This is a genomic window from Nitratireductor sp. StC3 (assembly GCF_003015025.1).
Taxonomy (GTDB): domain Bacteria; phylum Pseudomonadota; class Alphaproteobacteria; order Rhizobiales; family Rhizobiaceae; genus Mangrovimarina; species Mangrovimarina alexandrii.
Map to the genome: position 1 here is coordinate 192800 of NZ_PYBP01000009.1, position 20826 is coordinate 213625.

At 65.9% G+C, this 20826-nt stretch carries 18 protein-coding genes, 1 tRNA gene and 1 pseudogene; 4 read left to right on the forward strand and 16 right to left on the reverse strand.

Translation table 11 applies throughout. From position 1 onward, the window contains the following. Nucleotides 1–132: 132 nt before the first annotated feature. Genes C7T96_RS18185 through C7T96_RS18215 form a run of 7 tightly spaced genes read right to left on the reverse strand, consistent with a single transcriptional unit; the run spans nucleotide 133 to nucleotide 7417 of the window. On the reverse strand, nucleotides 133–1125 hold the full coding sequence (locus tag C7T96_RS18185) for an ornithine cyclodeaminase family protein (RefSeq protein ID WP_106572664.1): 993 nt from the start codon (nucleotides 1123–1125) through the stop codon (nucleotides 133–135). Continuing rightward, complete coding sequence (locus tag C7T96_RS18190) at nucleotides 1122–1976, reverse strand: alpha/beta hydrolase (protein WP_106572665.1); 855 nt, start codon at nucleotides 1974–1976, stop codon at nucleotides 1122–1124. Before C7T96_RS18190 ends, C7T96_RS18185 begins: the two co-directional genes overlap by 4 nt. Next, nucleotides 1973–3427: a M81 family metallopeptidase gene (locus C7T96_RS18195; RefSeq protein ID WP_106572666.1), complete on the reverse strand. Its 1455-nt coding sequence runs from the start codon at nucleotides 3425–3427 to the stop codon at nucleotides 1973–1975. The genes C7T96_RS18190 and C7T96_RS18195 overlap by 4 nt, the downstream gene beginning before the upstream one ends. After that, nucleotides 3424–3966, reverse strand: coding sequence for a TRAP transporter small permease subunit (locus C7T96_RS18200; protein WP_106572667.1), 543 nt, complete (start codon nucleotides 3964–3966; stop codon nucleotides 3424–3426). Before C7T96_RS18200 ends, C7T96_RS18195 begins: the two co-directional genes overlap by 4 nt. Before the next feature lie 4 nt (nucleotides 3967–3970). Beyond that, complete coding sequence (locus tag C7T96_RS18205) at nucleotides 3971–4951, reverse strand: TRAP transporter substrate-binding protein (protein WP_106572668.1); 981 nt, start codon at nucleotides 4949–4951, stop codon at nucleotides 3971–3973. 46 nt (nucleotides 4952–4997) lie between these two features. Continuing rightward, on the reverse strand, nucleotides 4998–6275 hold the full coding sequence (locus tag C7T96_RS18210; RefSeq protein WP_106572701.1) for a TRAP transporter large permease: 1278 nt from the start codon (nucleotides 6273–6275) through the stop codon (nucleotides 4998–5000). Beyond that, a complete protein-coding gene (locus tag C7T96_RS18215; RefSeq protein WP_245414168.1) occupies nucleotides 6272–7417 on the reverse strand; it encodes an FAD-binding oxidoreductase in 1146 nt (381 codons plus the stop codon). The genes C7T96_RS18210 and C7T96_RS18215 overlap by 4 nt, the downstream gene beginning before the upstream one ends. Before the next feature lie 143 nt (nucleotides 7418–7560). Here C7T96_RS18215 and C7T96_RS18220 point away from each other — a divergent pair, with 143 nt between their 5' ends. Continuing rightward, the gene (locus C7T96_RS18220; protein ID WP_106572670.1) at nucleotides 7561–8196 is read left to right on the forward strand and encodes an XRE family transcriptional regulator; all 636 of its coding nucleotides are present in this window, start codon (nucleotides 7561–7563) and stop codon (nucleotides 8194–8196) included. A 23-nt stretch (nucleotides 8197–8219) separates the two neighbouring features. On the opposite strand, the gene C7T96_RS18225 is transcribed toward C7T96_RS18220, so the two are convergent. From C7T96_RS18225 to C7T96_RS18255, 8 genes are all read right to left on the reverse strand, one after another. Further along, on the reverse strand, nucleotides 8220–8417 hold the full coding sequence (locus C7T96_RS18225; protein WP_106572671.1) for a DUF2783 domain-containing protein: 198 nt from the start codon (nucleotides 8415–8417) through the stop codon (nucleotides 8220–8222). A gap of 2 nt (nucleotides 8418–8419) precedes the next feature. Then, nucleotides 8420–10033, reverse strand: a complete 1614-nt coding sequence (locus C7T96_RS18230; protein WP_106572672.1) for an FAD-dependent oxidoreductase — start codon at nucleotides 10031–10033, stop codon at nucleotides 8420–8422. 49 nt (nucleotides 10034–10082) lie between these two features. After that, the gene (locus C7T96_RS18235) at nucleotides 10083–10649 is read right to left on the reverse strand and encodes a DinB family protein (protein WP_245414169.1); all 567 of its coding nucleotides are present in this window, start codon (nucleotides 10647–10649) and stop codon (nucleotides 10083–10085) included. Then, nucleotides 10646–11596, reverse strand: coding sequence for an MBL fold metallo-hydrolase (locus C7T96_RS18240; RefSeq protein WP_106572673.1), 951 nt, complete (start codon nucleotides 11594–11596; stop codon nucleotides 10646–10648). Before C7T96_RS18240 ends, C7T96_RS18235 begins: the two co-directional genes overlap by 4 nt. Further along, a complete protein-coding gene (locus C7T96_RS23935; RefSeq protein ID WP_146149207.1) occupies nucleotides 11589–12170 on the reverse strand; it encodes a hypothetical protein in 582 nt (193 codons plus the stop codon). Before C7T96_RS23935 ends, C7T96_RS18240 begins: the two co-directional genes overlap by 8 nt. A 99-nt stretch (nucleotides 12171–12269) precedes the next feature. Continuing rightward, the gene (hmgA, locus tag C7T96_RS18245; protein WP_106572674.1) at nucleotides 12270–13583 is read right to left on the reverse strand and encodes a homogentisate 1,2-dioxygenase; all 1314 of its coding nucleotides are present in this window, start codon (nucleotides 13581–13583) and stop codon (nucleotides 12270–12272) included. A 96-nt stretch (nucleotides 13584–13679) separates the two neighbouring features. After that, complete coding sequence (locus tag C7T96_RS24085; RefSeq protein WP_158264411.1) at nucleotides 13680–14516, reverse strand: glycosyltransferase; 837 nt, start codon at nucleotides 14514–14516, stop codon at nucleotides 13680–13682. Beyond that, nucleotides 14492–16168, reverse strand: coding sequence for a glycosyltransferase family 39 protein (locus C7T96_RS18255; protein ID WP_158264412.1), 1677 nt, complete (start codon nucleotides 16166–16168; stop codon nucleotides 14492–14494). Before C7T96_RS18255 ends, C7T96_RS24085 begins: the two co-directional genes overlap by 25 nt. A gap of 206 nt (nucleotides 16169–16374) precedes the next feature. Here C7T96_RS18255 and C7T96_RS18260 point away from each other — a divergent pair, with 206 nt between their 5' ends. After that, nucleotides 16375–17337, forward strand: a complete 963-nt coding sequence (locus C7T96_RS18260) for an NAD(P)-dependent oxidoreductase (RefSeq protein WP_158264413.1) — start codon at nucleotides 16375–16377, stop codon at nucleotides 17335–17337. A gap of 19 nt (nucleotides 17338–17356) precedes the next feature. On the opposite strand, the gene uxaC is transcribed toward C7T96_RS18260, so the two are convergent. Next, nucleotides 17357–18766, reverse strand: a complete 1410-nt coding sequence (uxaC, locus tag C7T96_RS18265; protein ID WP_106572677.1) for a glucuronate isomerase — start codon at nucleotides 18764–18766, stop codon at nucleotides 17357–17359. Between the two features lie 269 nt (nucleotides 18767–19035). Between uxaC and C7T96_RS23940 the strand changes: the two are divergent. Next, nucleotides 19036–19947: pseudogene (locus C7T96_RS23940) on the forward strand (IS3 family transposase); the annotation flags it as partial. A gap of 409 nt (nucleotides 19948–20356) precedes the next feature. Continuing rightward, nucleotides 20357–20433 (forward strand) — tRNA-Arg (locus C7T96_RS18275). The last annotated feature ends 393 nt before the right edge of the window (nucleotides 20434–20826 follow it).

Here is a 20826-nt window from a genome sequence, read left to right on the forward strand (position 1 = left end):
AACTTCTCCGTCGGCAGCCGAAACCGCGCCATCCGAAGATGGCGTCCTTGCGCCGCTTCATAATCGGTTTCGGCGCGAAGGCAAAGCGCGACGATTCGCCCATGCTCGGCCGTTCGCGGCCACGGGTCGGTATCAGAGCGTCGCACTCACGCCCAGACCACGCTCGCGCGCCTGGGTCAGGCAGTGCCAGGCGGCGGCGAGGTCCTGCGCGGCGACGCCGAGCGAGCGGTAGAGGGTGATCTCGTCGTCAGTACCGCGGCCGCCATGCGCACCGGCCAGCACCTCGCCGATCTCGGCGCGCACGTGGTCCTGGTCGATGCGGCCGCTTTCGAGCGCGGCGATGACCTCGCCGGCCTGGGCGAAGGTCGAGGCGCGGTAGTCGACGAACAGCGCCGCGCGCGCGACCATGTCCTCGTCGATCTCGCGGCTCGACGGCACCGACGCGCCGGCGACGTTGAGATGGGTGCCCGGATCGACCCACCCGCCTTGCAGGACCGGCTCCGCCGAGGAGGTGACGGTGCAGACGATGTCGGCGCCGGCCACGGCGGTTCTGACGTCGTCGGCCGGCTCGATGGCGACATCGCCATAGCGCGCCCGGGCACGGGCGATGAAGGCGTCGCGGGTCGTGGCCCGCCGGCCGACGACGCGGACCTGGCTGATATCGCGCACACACATCATCGCGTGTAGATGATGCTCGGCCTGCTCGCCGGCGCCGACGAGGGTCAGCACACGCGCATTTGACCGCGCCAGTGCACGGGTGGCGACCGCGCTGGCGGCGGCGGTGCGGATCGCCGTCATCAGCCCGGCGTTCATCATCGCGATCGCCGTGCCGTGTTCGCCCTCGAACAGCACATAGGCGCCCTCGTGCGAGGAATAGCCGGCGTCGGGATTTTGCGGGAAAAGGCTCAGAAGCTTGATGCCGAAACAGGCCGGCTGGCCGGCAACGCCGGGCAGGAGCGCGCCGGGCATGACGCCCATGCGGTTGTCGCCGCCGACTTCGACGAGCGAGCGCAGCGGCAGATTGGCCTGACCGGCGGAGACCGCCTTCATCGCGGTTTCCACCACCTCGATCGCATCGCGCATCGGCAGACAGGCGGCGACGTCCAGATTGGAAAGTACGATCATTGCCGGCGCACCGCCCCCTCGCCCCAGCCCTGGCCGGTGACCTCCAGATCGAGCTGTTCTTCCAAGAGCCCGGTATAGGCGGCCGGGCGGACCACGTAGGGAAAATGGCCGCCCCAGGCGAACCGGTAGCACACGCCCGGGTCGAGCCGCGCACGCAGCGCCTCGCGCATCGGCTGCGGCAGCAGCGGGTCGTCTTCACTCTCGATGGCGACGATGCGCTCATGCGGCAGGGAAACGGGCGGCAGATCGGGTCCGTCGCGAAGCGCCTTCAACCGGGTTCGCAATTCCGCTTCGCGGATACGACCGCCCTGCTCGGCCATCAGCAGCGCGACCAGATCGGCCTGGTCCGGATGGGTTTTTCCCCACGCGGTCAAGCCGCGTCCGAAACCGTCCCTCAGCTCGGCGATCGGCGCCTGGTCGAGATCGGAATTGTAGGGGGGAAACTGCCTGATCTCGTCCACCGAACCGAGCGTGTTGGCGGCGAGCAGCCGCTTGACCAGCTCCGGATGAATGGCGGCGAAATATTGCGCGAGATAGCCGCCGAGCGAGGAACCGAGCACCGTCGCCGCCCGCACGCCGCGCTGCCGCAGGAGTTCGGCCAGGTCGCCCGCCCACTCGCGCACGCCGCCGCTGTCGGGATAGGTGACGGCAATTACCCGGGCGCGCCCGGCCAGCGCCTCGATCTGCTGCCAGAAAATATCGGCGCGGCCCAGCGTGCCCGGAATCAGGACGAGAGCCGGGCCGTCGGTGCCGGCCGCAACCACGCCCCATTCTCGCCCGCGCAGGCTCACGCGCTGTTCGGGGTGGCACGCGGCGAAACGGTCGCGGGCGGCTATCAGCGGGTTGGTCATACGAACGGATCCTCCACTTTGGGCCAATAGTCGCCCTTTCTGCGGGTGAAGGGAATGGCGGCGAAATCGGGCGCGATCGCGCCGGGGGTCGCCATATGGATCACCTCGGCGGCGATCGGGGCGAAGCCGGCATAAAAATGCTGCGAGGATTTGACCACCACGATGCGCATCGCCTCGAGATCGATACCGAGCTGGGTGAAGGCTTCGGGGTGGAAGGTCTGGGTGCGCAGATCGTTGACGACCAGATGCACGCCGTCTGCCTCCAGCCAGACCATATTGCCCATCGGCATCAGCGTCTCGCCCATATGCTGGGAAAGGTTCCTGGCCGCCTTGCGGACGGTGACGGTGATGTCGACCGGGTCGCCGGACATCGGCCCGACCTTGCCGCCGAGGCGGATCGGCATCACCGCGCCCTCGCCGGCTTCCTGGCACATGCGCACCACGCCCGGGTCCCAGAAAAGTCCGAGCACGATGTCCTTGAGCCCGCGCTTAAGCACTTCCTGGAGGACGAAGGTGGCATCGCTCGGCGCGCCGCCGCCGGCATTGTCGGCATAGTCGGCCAGCACGACCGGGTTGCCGTTGGACGCGCTCGCCCGGTCCAGCGCCGCGTCGATCGACGGGAAGTCCGAGCGCAACCCTTCCCGGATCGACCACAATTTCTCGCCGAATTCGCGCGCGGTTGCGGCGGCGAGGTCGGCGTCGCCGTCGGCGATCGCAAGCATGCGCGTGCCGACCAGCGGGTGGTCGCCCCAGGGAAAACCGTGCGCGAGCGACAAGGACAGGATGCCGCCGTGTCCCTCGCGGGCCATCATCGCGTCGACAAAACCGCGCATCGGCTCCTTCGGCGTCTGATAGGAGCCCATCATGCGGCAGTCATAATCGCGCATGACCGGTCGGATCTTGCCGTCGGCTGTATCGGCGGCGAGCGTGAACAGTTCCTCGGCCCGGTCCGGCGAATCGGTATGCGGATATTCCTTGTAGCAAACGATCAGATCGGCGGCTTCGAGCATCAGCGGGGTGAGATGGTTGTGCGGGTCGATCTCGAGCCCGAGCACCGTTTCCGTGCCGACGAGCTCGCGGATATGCGCCATCAGATCGCCTTCGCAATCGTCGCAGCCCTGGGCGATCATCGCGCCGTGCATCGACAAGAGCACGATGTCGACCGGCATCGCCTTGCGCAGGTCGGCGAGGATTTCGGCGCGGAAGGCCTCGTAGACAGAGCCGATCGTGGGTCCGGCCGGCTGGGCGAAGGCGGCGAGGCTTTCGACCACCTGCCAGCCGCGTTCCTCGGCGCGGCGGCGCCACACATGCAGCGGCGCAGAAAACAGGTTCGGCGTTTCCCGCGTCGCCTCACGGCTCAGAAAGGTTTCCTCGAACGAGGCCAGGCCGGTCGGAATCGGCGAAAACGTGTTGGTCTCGGTGGCGAGGCCGGCGATGAAGACTTTTTTCACGGCGTGCTGTCCTGCTGTTCGTCGGGATCAAAGGCCGACAGCCGGGCGGCGAAATCGGCCAGGAGATGTAGAAAGATCAGCGCGAAGGCGATCGGAATGGCGAGGCCGAACCAGGCCATGGAGATGCCCAGCGTCTCGGAATTGCGGCCGGCCAGACGGGCGAGATAGCCGCGTGTCGGGTCGCCGGAAGCGCTCAAGAGCGAATAATAAAGAACCGGCGCGGCAAAGACGGCCACGCCGGCAAGCCGCGCCAGCGCCATCAAGGCGCCGACCGGGCCGGCCTTGTCGCGCATTGTGGGAAACAGGTTCGGGTCGGCATGGGCTCGAAAGGCGCAGGATGCGCCCAGCATGCCGGCCCACACCATGGCGTAACGGGCGAGTTCCTCGGTCCAGATCGGCGGCGCGGCAAGGATGTAGCGGGCCACGACCTGCCAGCTCGCCGCCAGCACCATCACCACCACCGCCGCGACCGCGCCCCATAGCGCGGCCGCGTTGAGCGATGCCGAAAGCCGGTCGAGGATCGCGGCCACGGCCCGCATCCGCTCAGCGTCCCAGAGAGGCCGACCAGGTGGCGAGCTGATCGGCGTTGACCGGACCGGCGGTGTAGACCGCCCGGGATTTTTCGCGGAACTCGGCACGGGCCTCCGGCGTCAGGCGGGTGACGGCGATGCCGGCCTCCTCGAGCGCGTCGAGAATGCCGGAACGCTTTTCAAGCCATGCGCGATTGGCCTTGTCGGCCGCCTTGACGGCATCGTCGACCGTCTGGCGCTCTTCCTCGGACAGGCCCTGATACCAGTCCTCGGACGCGATCGCGAGGCGGACGGAGGGCGAAGTCCCGGCATCGGTGAAGTGCTTGATGAAGCCGGTATGGCCGAACAGAAGCGGCACGAAAGGCGGGTTGATATAGCCGTCGGCGACCCCGGTCTGGAGCGCGTTCGGCACTTCGGCCCAGCTCACGATGGTGCCGGTCGAACCCCAGGCCTCGAACAGCGAGATCTGGATCTCGTCGAGCGCGCGCATGCGCAGCCCGGTCATGTCGGCCACGCCGGCAACCGGCTTCTTGGTGTTGAAGATGCCGGCCGGGAGGCCGAGATGGGCGACGCCGAGCACCCGCACGCCCTTGGGTGTCGTGCCGGCATTGATCTTCTCGAGCATACCGCCCGCGTAAAGCGCCTCGTCGACCTCGCCGAGGTCGTCGAAGAAATAGGGCAGATAGACGCCGTAGATCAGCGTATCGAGCGTGCCGGCCGATTTCACGTCCGACATCGACACTTCAAGCAGGCCCTGGCTGACCTGATCGAGGCGCTCGGCCTCCTCGCCGAGCGCACCGCGCTGGAACTCCTCCGCCTCGATGCCGTTCTCGTTGAGATAGGTCGCGAAGGCATGCGCCCACACATAGGTGCCGGACTGCTCGAGGTCCGGCGGGCTGTCGAGCGCCACCTTGACCGTCTGCGCCAGCACCGGCGGCGCGAGGCCGACGGCGGCAGCGAGCGCGAGGCTTCCGATCCAAAGTCGAAGTTTCATGTTCTCCTCCCTTTCTGGCCGTTATTGTCGGTTCGGCCCTGTTGCGTCACAACCCCATGGCGCGGGGCAGGACAAGACTGATCTGCGGAAAGACGATGATGACGCCAAGCACCGCCATCTCCAGAACGACGAAGGGAATGACCGCGCGCGCGAGTTGCCAGTAGCCGACGCGGGTGACGGCCGAGACGATCAGCAGGCAACCGCCGAGGGGCGGCGAGACCAGCCCGATACACAGATTGAAGCAGATCACGATGCCGAGATGGACCGGGTCGGCGCCGCCGGCGAGCGCGACCGGGGCGAGCAGCGGCACCAGCAGCGCCAGCGCCACGGTGATGTCGAGCACCATGCCGGCAACGATGAAAATGATGTTCATGGCCAGCATGAAACCGATCGGTCCGAGGCCGAGATCGGCGACCAGCGCGGCGATCGCCTCGGGAATGCGCTCCAGCGCGGCCAGGTGGCCGAGGGCCGCGACGGCGCACAGGATGATGAAGATCGAACCGGTGAGCGTTGCCGTGCGCCGCAGCGCCTCCAGAAGCCCCTGACGGGTGATGCCTGTGTAGAAGGTGCCGGCGGCAAGTGCGGCTACCACGGCGACGGCGGCGGCTTCCGTTGGCGTCATCCAGCCGAAAACGATGCCGCCGACAATGATCAGCGGCAGGCTGAGCGCCGGCAGGGCCCCGACCAGGGTCGGGCCGAAGGCGGGCGCCTCGCCACGCTCCAGGCGCGGATGGTCGTCGCGCCAGGCATACCAGGCGTTGAGCGCGAACAAGGCCCCGGTCAAAAGCAGCCCCGGCAGAATGCCGGCCATGAACAGCGCCGCCACCGAGGTCTGCATCAGCGCGCCGTAAAAGATCAGGATGATGGAGGGCGGCACGATCGGCCCGATGATCGAGGAGGCCGCGGTGATGGCGCCGGCATAGGTGGCCGAGTAGCCGCGCTCGCGCATCGCCGGCACCAGCGTGTTGGAGAGCGCGGCCGCGTCGGCCACCGCCGAACCGGAAATGCCGGCGAAAAACACGCTGGTCATGATGTTGACGTGGCCGAGCCCGCCACGCAGGCGCCCGACCAGCGCCATCGACAGGTCGATCAGGGCCCGGGTGACGCCGGCCCGGTTCATGATCTCGCCGGCGAGGATGAACAGCGGCATTGCCAAAAGCGCGAAGACGCTGATCTGGGAAAACACTTTTTGCGGCAGAATGGCGAGATAGCGCGCATTGTCCGTCACCAGGAAGGCAAGCACCGCCGAGGCGCCGATCACATAAGCGAGCGCCAGGCCCGACGCCAAAAGCCCCAGTGCGGCGAGCGGAACGAGCCAGATCATCGGCGGCACGCCGGGCGTTCGGGCGCCAGATCGCGCACATCGAGACCGTGCTCGACAATGTCGGCCGGCGGGTCGGCGCGCAGCACCAGCGCCGCCGCGAAACGCGCCAACGCCGGCGCGGACTGGATGCCGTAGCCGCCCTGCCCGGCCAGCCAGAAGAAGCCGGGCACCGACGGGTCGTAACCGGCGACCGGCACCTTGTCGGCGACGAAACTGCGCAGCCCCGCCCATTTGTTGTCGATGCGCGCCACCTTGAGGTCGAAGGCCCGCTCGATGCGGTCGACACAGACCGCGATGTCGATCTCTTCCGGCTGGGCGTCGCAGGGCGGCGACGGCGTCTCGTCGGCCGGCGAAATCAGCAGGCGGCCGGAGTCGGGCTTCAAATAGAATTGCTCGTCGATGTCGACGACGGTCGGATAGCCGGATACCGAAACTCCTTCCGGAGCCGAAACGATCATCGCGGTCCGGCGCTTGGGCACCAGCCCGACCGGGGTCGCGCCGGCCAGGACGGCGATCTCGTCCGCCCAGGCGCCGGCGGCATTGACCACCGTGCCGGCGCGAATGGCGCCGCGAGGAGTGTCGATGCGCCAGCCACGGCCGTCATGCGCCAGCGCGTCGACGCCGCCGTCGGTTACAAGCCGACCGCCACGGGCACGAAAGCGGCGCAGATATCCCTGGTGCAGCGCATCAACGTCAATGTCGCGCGCGCCCGGCTCATGCACGGCGGCCACGGCATAGCCGGGGCGCAGCATCGGCACCATCGCCGCGATCGCGGCGGCGTCGAGCCGGTCGACCGCGCTGCCCTGCGCCAATTCGGCCAACATCGCCTCGACGGAACCGAGCTGGTCCTGGCGGGCGATCATGATCACGCCGCGCGGCGACAGCAACGGCCCGGCGGCGAAACCGTCCGGCGGCGCATCGAAGAATGGGGCCGAGGCGCGCGACAGGGCGCGGATCGGGGCGGGACCGTAAATGGTCGAAAACAACGCCGCCGAGCGGCCGGTGGTGTGATAACCGGGCTGGGCCTCGCGCTCGAGCAAGGCCACGCGCGCGCTTGTCGCCAGTTCGGCGGCGACCGAGGCGCCGGCGATGCCCGCGCCGATCACGGCAATGTCGACGTCTTGCGGCAAACGGTCCGACACGCAAGCCTCCTCCCAAAAGCCCTGTCGCGGGCTATCGCCCGGCGCATGTCGAAACCGTAACAAGAAATTTCCGATAAGAAAATCGAAATTTTCCCATCGGAAAATCTGTGGACGCGGCCTCCTCCCGCGCATAGAGTTCGCCGATGGACAAACCCACCGATCGACGCACCCCGAAACGGATGGAGCCGGCCGACCGCCGTGTCAGAATGGGCGAGCGGCTGCGCGAAATCCGCCACGAGCGCGGCCTGACCCTCGCGGAGGTGGCGAAAAGCTCGCGGCTTGCCGTCTCAACCGTGTCGAAGGTCGAGCGCGGCCTGATGGCGCTGACCTATGACCGTTTCAGCCAGCTCGCCGACGGTCTCGGCGTCGACGTGTCGGCGCTGTTTTCCGAACATGGCGAACGCTTCCGCCCGGGCGAGGTCGCGGTGTCGCGCATCGGCGAGTTCCGGCTGCATGAGACGGAAAACTATTCCTACGAGATGCTGTTTCCCGATCTGTGGCACAAGGGCATGACGCCGATGCTGGGTACCTTGCGGCCGCTGGAGACGATGCGCTTCGACCGCTTCATCAGCCATGCCGGCGAAGAATTCGCCTTCGTCATCGACGGCAGCGTGACCATTCATTTCCAGGACCTGGAGCCCGTCACGCTGGCCACGGGCGAGAGCGCCTATTTCGATTCGGGCCGCGGCCATCTCTATGCCGCAGCCGGGCCCGACGGCGCCCGCATGCTGGTGGTGTGCACACGTCCGTTCGAGCCGCGGGAGGCATTGTCGGCATAACAATGCCAGGATCGATAGCCGGCTTATTTTTTCGCGCCGGCCGCCGCCTCGAATGCTTCGCGCAGCACGTCCCGGTCGCCGATATGGTTGGCCAGCAACAGGATCAGTCGCGCGTTGATGGCGTCGCTTTCAGCCTTGTCGCGCCCGTCATGCAGCGCCAGCAACTCGGCATAGAAGTCGTCCGGACCGGCAATGTTGGGCTGTGTAATGAGTTTCGCCATCGTCATGTCTCACGCCCGACCGCGCGTTTGAGGGCGGCGCGCACGGCCTCTTCGTCAAAGGCCAGCCAGCGCGCGGCCACGTGCTGGTCGGGCCGCATCAGATAGACCGCGCCCGAAGTCGCGCCGAGATAACGCTCTGCGAGCGCGCCGGACGGGTCGTCGCTCGCCGACAGCGCGACCCGTGCGATCTCGACGCCGTCAACATCGAGCCGGTCGGGCGCGTCGCGATCGATCGTCAGAAGCCGGAAGCCGGCACCGAGCCGGTCGAGCAGCCATCCGTCGGCCACCGGCGCGTCGGCTGCCGGCGAGCCGGGCCGGGTACGCGCAGGCATGTCGTCGGCATCGGCTCCGTTGAGCGGCGACCCGTCATAGGTGCACGGCACCGACAGCCGGCCCGAATTGACCAGCGGCCGGGCGAACGCGAAGCTTTCCGACAGGTCGAGAACCGCGTCGCGAAACAGCCGGCTGGCCTCGGATTTCGGCGTGATGAAGTCGGTCGACCGGGTCGAGTTGCGGATATTCTCGTCGGCACCATGGAGGCGTTCGTCGTCATAGCTGTCGAGCAGGCTTTCGGGCGCCAGCCCGTCGAGCACCAGTTTCAGCTTCCAGACCAGATTGTCGGTATCCTGCAGGCCCGAATTGGCGCCGCGCGCGCCGAACGGCGAAACCTGATGGGCGGCGTCGCCGGCAAACACCACCCGCCCGTGCCGGAAGCGCTCCATGCGCCGGCACTGGAAGGTGTAGATCGAAACCCATTCCAGTTCGAAGCGTGCGTCCTCGCCGAGCATCGCCTTCAGCCGCGGAATGACGTTTTCCGGTTTCTTCTCGCGTTCCTTGTCGATATCCCAGCCCAGTTGCAGGTCGATCCGCCAGACCCCGTCCGGCTGCTTGTGCAGCAGCGCGGACTGGCCCTTGTTGAAGGGCGGGTCGAACCAGAACCAGCGCTCGGTGGGGAAATCGGCCTCCATGCGCACGTCGGCGATCAGGAAATTGTCCTCGAAGACGCGGCCGACGAAATCGAGCCCCATCATGGCGCGCACCGGCGAGCCGGCGCCATCGCAGGCGATCAGCCAGTCGGCGGCGAGCCGGTAGGGGCCCTCGGGGGTTTCCACGTCAATGCGCACCCCATCCGCGCTAGGTTCCACCGCCGTCACCCGGTTTCGACCCCGGATCTCGATCGGCCTGCCCTCGGCCTCGAGTTCGCGAACCCGGTCAACCAGATATTTTTCGAAATGATATTGCTGCAGGTTGATGAAGGCCGGCCGCTTGTGGCCCGCCTCCGGCAACAGGTTGAACCCGTAGACCCGACGCTCGCCGAAATAGACCTTGCCGAGGTTCCAGGTCACGCCCTTCTCGACCATCGGCGCCCCGCAACCGAGCCGGTCGAGGATTTCCAGCGGTCGCTTGGCAAAGCAGATCGCGCGCGAGCCGAACGAGACCTTTTCGTTGTCGTCGAGCACGACGACGGGCACGTCGTGCAGCGCCAGGTCGATCGCCGCGGCAAGCCCGACCGGCCCGGCACCGACCACGACGACCGGATGGCGCACGGGCCCGGCCGCGTCCTGATCGGGCGAGCGCGCATAGGGATAGAGCGGGGTTTCGAAGATGCGGTTCATGATGCTGGTCGTCCTCCCATCGACCCGACCCCGGTTCCTGCCTTACGCGCTATCCGTGATAGGGCGCGGCCGTGGGATGGCGGTCGTAATCGAGATAGAATTCGTCGAGCTGCGGCGGTGCGATCCCGGCATGCTGCACTTGCACATGCGCCTGGCCGCGATGGTGGATCTGGTGCTGGAAAAGATGCAGCAGCAGTGCGTCGACCCGTTCCGTCACCGCGCCGTCCGCGCGCTCGGTCTTGCGGGTCTCGGCGAGCGCGGCCGGGTCGAGCGCCCGGCAAAACTGCGCCAGACGCAGATCGGCGTCGGCCTGCAGGGCACCGAGCGCGGCCGGATCGTCGATCTCGGGCCGGTCGTAGACCGCGCGCCCGGCGCCGCCACGCTCGAGCGCGTCGAGATAATAGAGATCGACCTCGTGGATATGGTTGAGCGTTGCGGCCAGCGACGGGAAAAACCCCGGACGCGCGGCGGTGAAGGCCGCGGCCGAGAGGCCGCGCAGCGCGCCGTATAGCCGCGCATTGGCCCAGGCATTGTTCAGCGCCATCAGGCGATAGGGCTGCATTGCGGCTCCTTCCTCGCCGGATTTCGCGTCGCTGTCGGCGTCGGCCGTCTTCATCCCTGCAGCCTTGCCCACATCTCGCGGTCGCGTTCGGCCGTCCAGATGCGCGGCGTGTCGATGCCGAGCGCCTCGTCATAGGCGCGCGCCACGTTGAACGGCAGGCAATGTTCGTAGATCGCGTAATCGGCGAATTTCGGGTCGCAGGCGGCGCGACAGGCGTCCCATGCCTGTTTCAAGGAGCCGCCGCCCTGGGCGATGCGCATGATCGGCCGAAAAGTCGAGGTCACGAAATCGGCGGTGTTGTCGAGCGCGGCGTTGACCATCTTCTCGCCGACCAGCGCGTCGCCGCGCCCTGGCGCAATCGCGTCGAGGCGATAGGCCCGGATCGCCTCCAGCGTCGCCGGCCAGTCGCCGAAATGGCCGTCGCCGCAATAGCAGGCTGAGTGGTACTCCACGATATCGCCGGTAAACATGACATTGGCGTCCGGCACGAACGCCACAATGTCGCCGGCGGTGTGGGCGCGGCCGAGGAAACGCAGATCGACCCGGCGCTTGCCAAGGAAGAAGGTCGCGCTCTTGGAGAAAGTCAGGCTCGGCCAGGTCAGACCCGGAATCGATTCATGACCCTCGAACAGGCGCGGGAAACGGCCGAACTCGGACTCCCAGTCCTCCTGGCCGCGTTCGGCCACCATCGCCCGCGCCGTGTCGGACATGATCGTCTCCGACGCGCCATAGGCCGAAGCGCCGAGCACGCGTACGGCGTGATAATGGGTCAGCACGACATATTTGATCGGCTTGTCGGTGACCGAGCGCACCTTCTCGATCACCTTGTTGGCGAGACGCGGCGTGGCCTGGGCGTCGACGATCATCACGCAATCGTCGCCGATGATGACGCCGGTATTGGGATCGCCCTCAGCGGTGAAAGCCCACAGATCGCGGCCGATCTCGGTGAAGGAGATCTTCTTTTCGGCCAGGTCGCCGGCGGAGGCGAATTGCTTAGTCAATTTTCGGTACCTTCTGCTTGGCTTTTTCTAATTCGCTCTCAACTCGAGCGGCGAGTGCGACGAATTCTTGAGCTTGACCTTCAGTAATATCTCCATCCCAACTGTGAACCGCCTCATTTCGCACGCGCCTTAGATCATTGAGCAATCGTAGAACTCCACTCTCAACGACCTCAAGGCGTTGTAAATTCTTGATACCTGCCATCCCATGAAATTCTCGCTCAGGCAATCTTGGCCACTCCGAAGAAACAATCATAGCAATTCTGTTCTCTATTCGACGCCATGCTTCCGAGATAGCAAGGTGGGGAAAATCAGAGATGAGTTTTTGTTCTAGAAGGACTGGAAGCTCGGGTGGATTCGTCGGAGCAGGGAGCAATGCTGCCTCCTGAGATGCCTCGTCAAGCAAATCTGAAAATGTGACTTCTGTATCTTTATGCCTGATCGACTTGAGCCGGCCCAATGCCCTAACAATCTGCGATTTGAACAAAATGCCAGAAGCTAATATAGCCGCGGGCCATGCGATGTGACCGACGACGCGCTCGATAAAGACAAGCCAACCTATCGTCTCTGATTCCATGTGAACTCTCCGGCGCTTGTTCGATAGCGCCAACGATAAGTTATTCCGCCTATTAGGGGAGCGTCACGAAGAAAATGGGTATCATGACAGCGTTTTAGCTCAGCTCCAGTCACCTTCCTTGGTGCCGTTGAAACGCTTTTTCAGGTCGCTCCAGCAATCGATATAGTTGTCCTGCAAGGTCTCGAGCTCGGCGGCGAAACGCGTCAGCATCTGCGGAAAGCGGGTCTCGAACATGAAGGCCATGGTGTCGTCGAGCTTCACCGGCTTCAAATCGGCGCGCGAGGCCTTTTCGAAACCGGTCGCGTCGGGCCCGTGCGCGAGCATCATGTTGTGCAGGCTCATGCCGCCGGGCACGAAACCCTCTTCCTTGGCGTCGTACTGGCCCCGGATCAGGCCCATGAACTCGCTCATGATGTTGCGGTGATACCAGGGGGGACGGAACGTGTTTTCCGCCACCAGCCAGCGCGGCGGGAAGATGACGAAATCGATATTGGCCGTGCCCTCCTCGCCCGACGGCGCGGTCAGGACGGTGAAGATCGACGGGTCGGGATGGTCGAACAGGATCGCGCCCACCGGCGAAAAGGTCGACAGATCGTATTTGTAGGGCGCGTAGTTGCCGTGCCAGGCGATCACGTCGAGCGGCGAATGGCCGATGTCGGTGACATGGAAGCGACCGCACCATTTGACGATCAGCCGGCACGGCATGTCCTTTTCCTCGAACCAGGCGACGGGCGTCTTGAAATCGCGCGGATTGGCAAGGCAATTGGCACCGATCGGCCCCCGGTCGGGCAGGGTGAACTTGGCGCCGTAATTCTCGCACAGATAGCCGCGCGCCGGACCGTCGATCAGCTCGACCTTGAACACCAGGCCGCGCGGCAGCACGCAGATTTCGCCGGGCGCGACCTCGATCACGCCCATTTCGGTGACGAAGCGCAGGCCGCCTTGTTGCGGCACGACAAGCAGTTCGCCGTCGGCGTTGAAGAGATGATCGTCGACCATGTCGACATTGGCGACATAGACATGCGCGGCCATGCCGACCTGCGTCAGCACATCGCCGGCCGTGGTCACTGTACGGATGCCGGCGACGAAATCGGTCTCGACAGCAGGTATCGGCACCGGATCCCAGCGCAACTGTCCGAGCGCCAGTTGGTGATCGTCGACATTGGGCGCGCTTTTCCAGTGCGGTTGCGCGAAGGCTGAAAAGCGCGCTGTATGCCGGACGCTCGGCCGGATGCGGTAGAGCCAGGACCGTTCGTTGGTGCCGCGCGGCGCGGTGAAGGGCGAGCCCGAGAGCTGCTCGGCGTAAAGCCCGTAGGCGGGCCGTTGCGGCGAGTTCATGCCCTGCGGCAGCGCGCCGGGAAGCGATTCGGTCTCGAAATCGTTGCCGAAGCCCGGCATGTAGGAAAAGGCCAATCGCGCCTCCTTGCGGCGTTGCGGTCAAGTCGTTGCGTTTGTAACCACCGAAAATGTAACCATCAAACGCCGGTCGCGCCCGGACCGCAAGCCGTTTCAGGCGCCGAAGGCGGCCCGCAGCGCACGCCTGGCTCCCGCCATCGCCTTCCAGCGCCGGTGCGCGCCGGTCAGGCCGAGCAAGGCGCCGGCATCGTTGTAGATCGTGTAGACGGGGTCGCGATCCGGCCGGTGGCGCGCCAGGCTGGCGACCGGGTATCCGGCACGTTGCAGATAATAGGAGAGCCACAGATCGTCGACGAAGAAGGCGTCCTTGTCGTGGGCGATCCGGGCCCAGAAATCGACAATGCCGTCAAGCGCCTCCGCCGGCACGGCGATCCCGTCGACCCCCTGGCCGACGGTCACGCCGCGATAACGGAACGTGAAGAAGGAATGGGCGCGGCGCGGATCGGCAGCGTGGGCGCGCGCGAATGTCGACAGCATGTAGTCGCGATAGGCGACGTCGTCGTCGACGATCACCATCAGCGTGTCCGGCGTGCGCGGCACGCGATCGAGCGCGCCGAGAAACTTGGTCGCCGGGCCATGATCGCGTTCGCAGCGGACAAGTTGTATGCGCTCGTCGCCGTCGGCGAGCCAGGCCGGAACCATGTCCAGCCTGCCAAAACGGCGATAGGCGCGCGGCACGTTGACGAAAATGCGCTCGGGGGGATGCGTCTGGGCCAAGAGAGAGGCAAGACAGCGGCCGAGCCCGTCGATGCGCGGCGGGATCGTCGTCAGGCTGACGAAAACGCGGATTTTCGCCGCGGCGTCCGGCGCGGCCAGTGGCGGCGCGACCGGGTCGATGCCGACAAGGCTGCCGAGGTCGGCGAGCGTGCTCGCCACCGTGCGACGGAACGGGTTGGGCGCCGCGTTCAAGACGCCGCCGGGATCGAACACGACCCCTGCCCGTCCGTGCCACGGCGCCAGCGCAGCAGCATGATCCTGCGCCGGTCGAGAATGCGCTCGTCGATCAGTTCCAGCCCTTCGGGCCGGTTTTCCCAGGAGCGCCAGTAACGATCGCGCATGGCGACGACGCCGCAAGGCCTGCCGGCCACCGCATCCGCGAGCGCCCGTTCGCCCCAGATATTCGGCACGGCGCGTCCGGCATAATAGTCGAACATGCCTTCGCTGAAGGGCGGATCGTAATAATAGAGCGCGTAACCGGCCTCGGCGTGCCGGCCCATGATCTCGCCCTGCTCGCGCGGCGACATGGTGTCGTTCAGCCCCCGGATCGTCAGCAGGTAGTAAGGCAAGAACACCAGCGCCAGCCCAAGCGCCAGACCGCCGACAAACACCAGCGGGCCGCGCCGACGCAACACGAACAATGGCGCCAGCGCCACCAGACCGGTGGCGAAAATCGCCCATTCGCCCCTGATCCGCTCAGGCCAGGGCAAGGCCTGCGGCAGAACCGGCAGGACGGCGACAAGCAGCGCCAGGAAAGCGAGCACGAGCGAAAACACGGCCACGCGCCGGGCGCGGGGAAGCCCGGCCAGAAACAAGGCGATCAGCATCGCTGTCTGCGGATAGAAGGTCAGCACCAGAAAGCGGACCTTGTAGTCGAAGGCCGATATGATCGCCAGGCTGCCGAGCGCCGTAATCCAGAGATAGGCGCGCCCCTTGTGCTCGCTACCCGTTTGATCCGGCCGCCAGAGCGCACGCCAGAACCCGCTTTCGCCCAGCCGGCGCCAGGGCAGGAAAAAAAGCAGCACGCTCCAGGGCAGCCAGAATTCAGGCAGCCGGCGCAGATAATAATAAAACGGCTCCGCCGCGATCCAGGTATCGAGCGCGCGCGCAAGCGTCTGCTCGACGAGAATGGCGTGCAGGAAGCCCAAACCTTCGACGGCGACGACACCGGCCAGATAGGTCGCCATCATGGCGGCGTAGACGGCTAGGCCCGCCCCGTAGCCACGGTCGAGCAGCGCGGCGAGCCGGCGTTCGCGGGCGAGAAAGAGAACGAGGCCGGCCAGCGGCAGCAGGATCCCGATCGGTCCCTTCGTCAGCGTCGCCAGGCCGGCCATGGCGAAGGCGAGCATCGCCGCGCGCGGCGTGAGGTCCCGCGGTCCCGTCGCCGCGCGGTAGAAAAAGACATGGCTCAACAGGATGAAGGTGCAAAACAACAGGTCCATACGCGGGAAATGCGCACGCTCGATGAAAAAATGGTCCGTCAGGAGCACGAGCCCGGCCAGCAGCGGGATGCTGCGCGGCAGGCACAAGGCCCGCGCGGCGTAAACCGTCGAGGCGAGGAAAAAAAGCGCCGACAGCGCGGCGGCGAACTGGAACAGGGCCGGGTCGCGACTGTCGAACAGCCAGCTCAGCCCCGCCAGCATCCAGAAATAGAGCGGCGGCTTGTCTGGATAGGGGATCTGGCCGATGTGAAGCACCAGCCAGTGGCCGTTTTCCATCATCTGCATGAAGGCGGCGGCATGGCGTGGTTCGTCGGGAAACCAAACCTCTTTCGCCCACAGGGTGGGCAGGGTCTGGAGCGCGAGGATCGGCGTCAGCACCAGCATCGGCCGCTCGACGGCTCGCCTCATCACCTTGGCCAGCACGCACCCTCTCCCAGGGCCTCTCGACATCCGGTTTCGGACGCAGCGCCCGCGACGCGATTGCATCCGCCAGCCGGCGGGGCTATTGCGCCCCTGGCCCAACCATCGGCAAGCCATAGACGGGTTTTCGGCGCAAGGTCAATCGAGCCGCGCGTCGGCGCCGCGGCAACGCCCGGGCGAGGGCCTCGCCGATGCCTTGCGGCAGGGGGATGACAGTGACGCACAAGCGTATCCTGATCACGGGCGCGACCGGCTGTGTCGGACGGCGCATCGTGGCGCGCATCGCCGCGCAAACACCCCATGAGCAGGTGCTGGTGGTGCGCGATCCCACCCGGCTGGAGGCGTGGACGCGGGGTCACCCGCGCATCACACGTGTGACGGCCGACATGCGCGCGCTCGGCGACTTTCGCGCCGAGATCGGCGCGATCGACGCCGCGGTGCTCGCTGCCGCCGCCTGGGGCGGACCGGAAGCTTTTCAGCTCAATCTCGACGCCAATCGCACCGCTGCCGCCCTGGTCGCCGATGGCGGCCGCGTGATCTATTTTTCCAGCGCCAGCGTGCTTGCCCGCAACGGCGCCCTGCTTTCGGCCGCCGACGCGCTGGGCACCGACTATATCCGCTCCAAATTCCAGCTCGTCGGCGCCATGGAGGCCATGGCCGAGCGGTTCGACATGGTCGGCCTGTTTCCCACGCTGGTGATCGGCGGAAGCGGGCCGGAGACCCATTCGCATTTCGCCAGGCTCTTGATCCAGGCCGGCCGCTGGGCGGGTCTCGTGCGCCGGCTTTCGGCGGACGGCCGTTTTCATTTCATCCACGCGGAAGACATCGCCCGAATCGTCACGCATCTCGTCGACGCGCCGCCAGGCGAACGCGCCGGCACCGAGCGGCTGGTGCTCGGCAATCCGGCTATGAGCGTCGACGATTTCGTCGCGGCCTATTGCGCCCATATCGGCCGCCCGGTCGGGCGGCGCCTGCGGCTGCGCGACTGGATGGCCGAATCGGCGATCCGCATCTTCCGCATCCGGCTTTCGCCGTGGGACCGTTATTGCATGCAACACCGAGAACTCGACTACGAACACGCCGTCACGCCGGCCGATTTCGGCATCGATCCCTATTGTGCGAGCCTTTCCGACGCGCTCGAGAGCATCGGTATCGGCCGCCCAAAAAGCTGAGGCCGGCATCGTTTGCCGGTCAGAGCCGATAGGCGGCCCTGGCCAGATTGACGGCCAAATCCGCGGCAAGGTCGGCGGCCTCGTCCTCGCGCAACCGACCGGTCAGGACGAGCTCGGCCAGAAAGGCGCAGTCGACGCGGCGGGCGACGTCGTGACGCGCGGGTATGGAGGGAAAGGCACGGGTGTCGTCGTTGAAGCCGGCGGTGTTGTAGAAGCCTGCGGTTTCGATGGTCGCGCGGCGGTGGCGCAACATGCCTTCGGCACTGTCGTAAAACCACCATGGCGGGCCGAGCTTGAGGCACGGATAAGCGCCCGCGAGCGGGGCGAGTTCGCGCGCATAGGCGGTCTCGTCGAGGGTGAACACGATCACCGCCAGGCCGGGCTCGAACCCGACCGCGTCGAGCATCGGTTTCAGCGCGTCGACATAGGACGCGCGGGCCGGCATGTCGAAACCCTTGTCGCGGCCGAACAGCCGGTGGATCGACGGCGAATGGTTGCGATGCGCACCGGCATGGATCTGCATGACCATGCCGTCCTCGACGCTCATGCGCGCCATTTCGGTCAGCATCTGCGCCCGGAACAGTTTTTTCTGGCCGGCATCGGCGCGACCGCCGGCCACCAAGTCGTAAAGCGCGGCGGCCTCGGCCGGCGACAGGTCGGCGGTATCGGCGCTGGGATGGCCATGGTCGGTGGCGGTGGCTCCGGCGCCGCGAAAAAAGGCGCGGCGGCGGCGATGGGCCTCCAGATATCCGCTCCAGTTTTGCGTATCAGAGCCGGTAACGTCGCCGAACCGGCGCAGATTGGCGCAAAATCCCTCGAAATCGGGATCGGTGACCGAATCGGGCCGGTAGGTGGTGACGACACGCCCGCCCCAGCCGGAGGCGGCGATCTCCTCGTGCCAGGCGAGATCGTCGAGCGCGCCCTCCGTCGTCGCCAGGACCTCGATGTTGAAACGCTCGAAAAGCCGGCGCGGCCGGAACTCCGCCCCTGCCAGTTGCTCGGCGATGCGGTCGTAGTAGCAATCCGCGGTTTCGGGCCCGAGCGGCACGGTCATGGAAAACAGCGTCTCGAACGTATGATCGAGCCAAAGCCGGGTCGGGGTGGCGCGAAACAGATGATAATGCTCGGCAAAAAGCCGCCACACGGCGCGGCGGTCGGTTTCGCGCCGTTCGCCCGACAGCCTGGCGACGCCGAGAGCGTCGAGGCGCACGCCCTGGCTGGTGAGCATGCGCAACACGTAGTGGTCCGGGATGACAAGCAGTTCGGCGGGATCGGCGAAGGGCTCGTCGCGCGCGAACCAGCGCGGGTCGGTATGGCCGTGCGGGCTGACGATCGGCAGGGCGCGAACGAGTTCGTAAAGCCGCCGCGCCAGCGCGCGGGCGCGCGGTTCGATCGGAAACAGACGGTCTTCGTCCAGCAACGCACCCAAAATGACTCTCCAGCACCGTTTCGCGCACAGCAAGCCTCGCACGGCGCGGACCTGTCAACTCGCCGGGCACGGCGGCACCACAAAAGCCCGGCCAAACCGCGCGCCAGCCGTCGCTGCCGACGCCGACGGCGATAACGGTGGCAAGGGCAACGGAGATCATAGCGCCGCCGCGCTATCGGCTCCTGGAAGGAGAACTGCAACACACGGACCACATGCGGCCTGAACCGCCCGGCTTTGCCGGAGGCTTCAACTCCCCGGTGCGATGGAGCATCGTGAGCGGGACGACCGACACCTGTTCTCCCGAAATCCGCAAGCGCGCCCTTCGCAGGGTTTTGGATCATCAAGGACAGCAAGAGAGCCGCTGGTCGGCGATCACCATGGAGAACTTAGGGTCGAGCCGATCAGCAGGCATCTGCCGCTTGCCCCGTCCACCTGTTACGATCATCTGGCCGAGCGGGTCGATCCGGAACGGCTCTCGGACCGGGCCAGGCGTGATGGCGAACCGTGGCCCGAGATCGAGCGTGTTTTCGAGGCCCATTTCAAAACCTACGGCGAGCGCCAGGTCTGGCGCCAGATGCGCCGGGAGGGATTCAACGTGGCCCTCGAAAGCGTCCTTCGCGGCAAGAAAATCAAGACCATGCGTCCCGACAAGGCCGAGCCTGCCCGCTGGAGACGGTGAAGCGCCAGGTCCGCGTGCCGGCCCCGAACATGCTGTGGGGGCGCGGTTTCATCTATGTCGCCATGCCGGTCGGCTGCGTCCATGTGGTGTTGGTCATCGACGTCTTCGCGCGCCGCCTTGCCGGATGGCGCGTCAACCGCACGGCCCATGCCGGATTCGTCCCGAATGCCCAGCAAGAGGCCGTTCCTCAACGACGGCCGCGAGCGGGATGGTGCATCGCTCTGATCGCGGGGCGCATGACCTGTCGATCAAATAGGCCGGGCGACTGGCCGAGGCCGGCATCGACCCGTCGGTCGGCTGCGTCGGCGATAGTTTTGACAAAGCGCTCGCCGAGACGATCAACGGCCTCTTCAAGCCAGAGCCCAGTCATCGCCTTGGATCATGGCACGGCTTCGACGCCGTGCGCTATGCCGCATCCCAATCGGTCGACTGGTTCGACCGCCGCCGTCTTCTGGACCCCATCGGCACCATCCCGCCAGCAGCGGCCGAAGCGAATTTCTACACAGTTCTGGAAACGTCCGGCATGGCCGCGTGGCTTACATCCATCGGCCTGCGGCAAGCCCGGGGCGGTTCAGACGACTTCGGGCCCCACGCGTTCGGCAGCGACCGAGGACGGCCCGAAGAGGGTCGGCGGCGATTTCCTGATTGATGCACCGCCCGGCTTCGGTTAAGAAGCGACAATCGTCGCCGCGCTTTCGATCCCGCGTCGTCGACGACCGCCGGCCAACCGGCCTGCACCCGTAGCTCAGCTGGATAGAGCGCTGCCCTCCGAAGGCTGATGTCAAGGGGCTCGGCGACAAAGAGGAGACGAAAAGAAGTAGTAAGAACAAGGATTTGCGAGCCCCTCGTTCTGATCTTACAGCTCGCAAAAACTTCACGTAAGCACTGCGTAAGCAGTTGCGACACGGCAAGCACCCATAGCTCAGCTGGATAGAGCGCTACCCTCCGAAGGTAGAGGTCTCAGGTTCGAATCCTGATGGGTGCGCCAAATTCCGCCTGTCCGCCCCGTGTACAGCCCAGAGACATGGGTAACAGAATGTACCGGAGACATGGGTGACAACCCGTGCCGAACGGGTTGCCGATTGTCCATAGTGTTTTCTCCTCTAGGCCGATGTATGTCAGATTAGCTCATGAAGCTGATCAGCCAACTACCACCTCTATTTCCTTGATCCCGAGCTTGAGACCGGTAAGAACGGTCGAGACGTTGATCTTCTTGCGATGTATGCAGATCCGCCCGCATGCGGTGACCAGTGCGCCCTGACGTGCTCCCCTGAGATGTTCCCGATTTTGGGTTAGCCTGTTCCTCGACAAAGGAGACAGGCAATGAAGCGATCACGGTTCTCGGAAGAACAGATCATCGGGGTTTTGAAGGAGCATCAGG

Bases quoted from the DNA above. Each gene is read 5' to 3' on its own strand.
- C7T96_RS18185 (WP_106572664.1), bottom strand. From the start codon at position 1,125: ATGATCGTACTTTCCAATCTGGACGTCGCCGCCTGTCTGCCGATGCGC.
- C7T96_RS18190 (WP_106572665.1), bottom strand. From the start codon at position 1,976: ATGACCAACCCGCTGATAGCCGCCCGCGACCGTTTCGCCGCGTGCCAC.
- C7T96_RS18200 (WP_106572667.1), bottom strand. From the start codon at position 3,966: ATGCGGGCCGTGGCCGCGATCCTCGACCGGCTTTCGGCATCGCTCAAC.
- C7T96_RS18205 (WP_106572668.1), bottom strand. From the start codon at position 4,951: ATGAAACTTCGACTTTGGATCGGAAGCCTCGCGCTCGCTGCCGCCGTC.
- C7T96_RS18210 (WP_106572701.1), bottom strand. From the start codon at position 6,275: ATGATCTGGCTCGTTCCGCTCGCCGCACTGGGGCTTTTGGCGTCGGGC.
- C7T96_RS18220 (WP_106572670.1), top strand. From the start codon at position 7,561: ATGGACAAACCCACCGATCGACGCACCCCGAAACGGATGGAGCCGGCC.
- C7T96_RS18225 (WP_106572671.1), bottom strand. From the start codon at position 8,417: ATGGCGAAACTCATTACACAGCCCAACATTGCCGGTCCGGACGACTTC.
- C7T96_RS18230 (WP_106572672.1), bottom strand. From the start codon at position 10,033: ATGAACCGCATCTTCGAAACCCCGCTCTATCCCTATGCGCGCTCGCCC.
- C7T96_RS18235 (WP_245414169.1), bottom strand. From the start codon at position 10,649: ATGAAGACGGCCGACGCCGACAGCGACGCGAAATCCGGCGAGGAAGGA.
- C7T96_RS23935 (WP_146149207.1), bottom strand. From the start codon at position 12,170: ATGGAATCAGAGACGATAGGTTGGCTTGTCTTTATCGAGCGCGTCGTC.
- C7T96_RS18260 (WP_158264413.1), top strand. From the start codon at position 16,375: ATGACAGTGACGCACAAGCGTATCCTGATCACGGGCGCGACCGGCTGT.